The sequence below is a fragment of the Infirmifilum sp. genome, assembly GCF_049970975.1.
Classification (GTDB): Archaea; Thermoproteota; Thermoprotei; order Thermofilales; family Thermofilaceae; genus Thermofilum; species Thermofilum uzonense.
Genome location: NZ_JBMFLX010000113.1, coordinates 1 through 4,123, shown reverse-complemented (window position 1 = coordinate 4,123; position 4,123 = coordinate 1). Strand labels below are relative to the sequence as shown.

At 50.7% G+C, this 4,123-nt stretch carries 2 protein-coding genes; both read left to right on the top strand.

Translation table 11 applies throughout. The features are described from left to right. The first annotated feature begins 261 nt into the window (after positions 1–261). Positions 262–564, top strand: a complete 303-nt coding sequence (locus ACP5KC_RS09160) for a hypothetical protein (protein ID WP_428287346.1) — start codon at positions 262–264, stop codon at positions 562–564. A gap of 31 nt (positions 565–595) precedes the next feature. Further along, on the top strand, positions 596–4,123 hold a 3,528-nt coding region (locus ACP5KC_RS09155), incomplete at its 3' end, for an HsdM family class I SAM-dependent methyltransferase (protein WP_428287345.1).

Sequence of the window (4,123 nt, the reverse complement as noted above, 5' to 3'; positions counted from 1 at the left end):
TGGCTTTTAGACGCACAATTTTTGCGGAGATCCTAAGGCCTTAATCTTGTGGGAGGATTTTACTTCTTCAAAACAGGAGAGCAATTTTATGATCACGTAATAGAAACAGCTAAGGGGGTGCACGACGATACATGATGGTGCGCTTGCTAATTCAAGGTCTGTGAATGGCGCTGTTACAATGACCTGGCTGTTATTTAATATTCGATATGCTAATTCGATAATAGAGACTAGGGATTATGCCGGGAATATCTTTTTGCAAGAGTGTATGATTACTGCGGGATTACTCTTCCAAGAAAAGGTGAAAAACCCCAAGGTATAGCAAAGATTCGTGAGGTGGAATGGATTTTTAAGGAAGGCACGATGATTGTCAGGAAGGGGCGATGTGCATTGCTAAATGCCTGTTCTGCGGCTTTGAAGCAGGTAAGTAGTGTTTCAAGCCCCTCAAAGAATCTTAGAGGTTTAAGTTCTATTTTATGGAAAGACTGGGGTGTCCAAGGTGTCATGGGGTGTTTAATTGCTGTGGTGGTCTCAGCCTCTGGACTAGTAGGAGTTTGGAATTCGTAGCCAGAACAAGGTCTAACGCAAGGTGGGGTGTTTGAGTAAAGAGGCTGAGTTTGTAGCTAGCCTTTGGAATAAGCTTAATGAGTATCTAAATAAGTATGCTGTCAATGGTCATAAATTGATTGCTAAGCCGCCTAACAGTGTAGAAATTAAGGGAAAGGTGCCCGACATAGTTATCTCAGACGTTAAAGGCGTGCCACAGCTCATCATAGAGACTAAGAGGAAGGTTGAGGGCAAGCCTGGAGAGAATCTTTTAAACCCGCTGGGACCGGTGCCGATAGCTCAGGCAGTTTGCTACGCTGCGCTAGCCCTCGAAGAGTACAACCTCAAGAGGACGCCACTTTTCGCGGTAGCCAATAAAGACTCTCTCATACTGTTTAAGGGCATTGAAAGGGACGTTCTAGGAGAGATCGTTGATACTGAGAAGTGCCTAGAGCCGAAAAGATCCGCAGAGGACTGGGTTAGCGCATTAAAGCAAGGGGGGCTCGCAAAACTGCTCGACGAATACATAGTCAAACGTATAGAGCACCCGCTAAGGGATGAGAGCCTAAAGGTACTCTTTGAACATGTAGGCAAATGGCTGGCCGGACCAAACATACCTAACGCTAAATTCTACAGTGTGTTCATAGAACAGCTTCGGAGCTCCATTGAGAGCCTTCACGAGTACGTCAGGAGCGCTGTTAAAAACGAGATCCTAAAGAACGGGGAATATTTCCAGAGGCTCTTCGACAAAGCTGTTAAAGCGGGCTACCAGTACGGTCTCCTCAGTAGTGGCTTGCTAGAGCTGAGGTGCCCAGAGAACTCTAGGGTGCTGTGTGAGTACCTGAAGGAGAAAATAGAGGAGGGTCTCGCCAAAACCGGGAAACCGAAGCCCGAAAAGGTCTACGAGCTCTTGTCGAGTTTGTCTGGGAAAGGAGTAAAAGACCTGTGTGATGAAGTTGGTAAGACCAAGGGGATAGACACCAGGTATATACCTCTGTGCCGGGAGTCCAAGAAAGTAGAGGACCTGATATCCTTCGACAACCTCACGAAGATGATGACGTACGTCCTCGCGAACAAGATACTGGCATACAAGGTCTTAGAACTCCACTACGAGGGGCACATCCCCCAGCTGAAGCCCGTGCGCCTCGGGGAGGATGTCGCGGTCGGCAGTAAAAAAATTCGCATATCCTCCACATCCGATGTGATAGAAGTACTCAACTCCGTGTTCAGACTTGCATCTTCGAACATCGAGAGGGCTATCGGGGTTAAGGATTTCAAGCCAATATTCGAGACCGGTCTATACGACGAAATCGTCCTCGGCGGCGCAGAGTCCATCAACCGGGTCAACGCCCTCATAGACTTAGCGGACTCTTGGAAAGAAGTTCTCAAGAGCCTGCCCGGCATAGTAGGTTACGTATATGAGAACCTGTTGCCGCCCCGGGAGAGACATCAGCTTGGTCAGTTCTATACCCCGCCATATATAGCTAGGCTGATCGTTAGGTGGACCGTCAGATCTAAGGACGACAGAGTCCTCGATGGAGGGTGTGGCTCTGGCACATTCCTCATAGAGGCCTACAAGAGGTTACTGTGGCTCAAGTTTAAGAAGGATTACGACAAGTCTGAGTACCCCTCGTGTAAAGAGGGCTACAACGAGAACCAAGAGGTACTAGACCAATTATACGGCGTCGACATCAACGCGTTCGCCTCGCATCTCGCTGGCATACACCTAATGCTCATGGAGCCAGGGTGCCCTATATCCAAGCTCCACATATACACCAATGACTATTTCGCGCTGAGCCGCCGGATGCTCGGATCCAGCGAGCTGTCGGAGGGGTTCGACGCGGTCATAGGTAACCCACCGTATACTAGGTGGGTCGAGGTACCAGAGGAGACAAGAAAACTCATAGAGAAACAACTAAGCAAGGAGCTGAAGGATTACGACCTGAAAGCCGATGTGATGCGCGGCCGGGAGCCGGGGGTCTACGTCTACTGGGTAATGCACGCGGCTAAAAACCTCCTCAAGGACAGGGGGAGGATCGGCATGATAATATCCAATACGTGGTTGCAGACAGACTACGGCGTGGACTTCGGCAAGTTCCTGCTCGACAACTTCAGGCTAGTGGCCTTAATAGACCTTTCGTTCAGGCTTTTCGATGCCCTCATCTCAACGGTCATATTACTGGCCGAGAAAGAGCCAGACGAGAACGCCCGCAACAACAACACCGTGACACTGATAAGGGTGCCGCCCGGGGTCGGCGGTGGAGATCTAGACGCCGGGAAAGCCTTGGAAAGCGCCCTGGGTTGCGTCGAGAACTCTATAAAGGGCGACGGCTCCATAGACGCCGAAGCCCTAGCTAGGTGCCGAGAAAAACACGGGATATGGTTTAGGCAGGTGAGGCAGGGCGAGATGCCGAGGGACAGGAAGTGGATAAGCCTGTTCTTCGCCGATGTCGAGGATGTAGTTAACACGCTTAAGAAGCTGGCTGATGAGGGCAAGCTGATGATCAGGCTAGGCGAGTGGTTTGAGCCCAGCAGGGGTAACAGCACTTACTCTGTATGGGCTTTAAGCCACAAGAAAAGACCTGACCTAGGTGCCAAGGACTTCTTCTACTTCAGCGAGCACAAGATCGACGACTGGGACACTAAAATTAAAGGCTTCAGGGTAGCCGTGAAAAGGTATCTGGTGCCAGCTATCACCCGGGCCCAGTACATTAAAACGTTCACATTCACAAGAGGCGACTGGGAGCGGATCAGGAAGAGCGACGGGGGGCGGAGAGATGCCTACATACTAGTGTTACACGAGGAGAGGGGGAAACTGCCGGAGCCTCTACGCAAGTACGTGGAGTGGGGTGAAAAGGAGTGCAGGACTCGGATAAGAGGCACTAGGGGCGGGGGCAAGATTTGTAGCCAGGCCGAGGCGTGCAAGGCTAGAGCTAAGGCGGGTTCAGAGCAATTCTACGGCTGGTACGACCTCGGAGGATACGAACCAACGCCGTTAATGGCGATTCGTCAATCACGTTATAAGCCACAGTTCTTCCTTGTCGACTATCCGTTTGTTACCTACGATGCCATTATAGCGTTCATACCTAAGGTTCGTATTACGTATCCATTCGAGGTCAAGGGGGAGGTCAAGGGCGACACCACGCTTGGTGAAAAGGAGGTTAAGGCCCTCATGGCCTACTTGAATTCAACCTTTAGCTGGATTTGGCTTGAGTGGAATGGTAGGTATATAGCTAAGGGACCCCAAGGTCTAGAGGTAAGCTTCGTTAAGCTGATGCCCATCCTGAACGTTAAAGCTATTGATCAGACCCGCGTTAACAAGCTGGCCCAGTTGTTCGAAGAACTTGAAGACCGGGCGAGGAGACTTATGACCCAGCCAGATAGCGGGGAGGAGGACGAGGAGGTCGGTGGTACCAAGCTTGAGATGTTCAAGGCGCTAAAGCCGCACTTCCAGAATATTGACCGCGAGATCGCTGAGATACTGGGAATTACCGTAGACGTTGAGTGGTTGTGGACCAAAGCTTGGGAGATGATGGAGAGGAGGATCGAGGGTGCTGAGGGATCTGCGAGACCGGGCGCG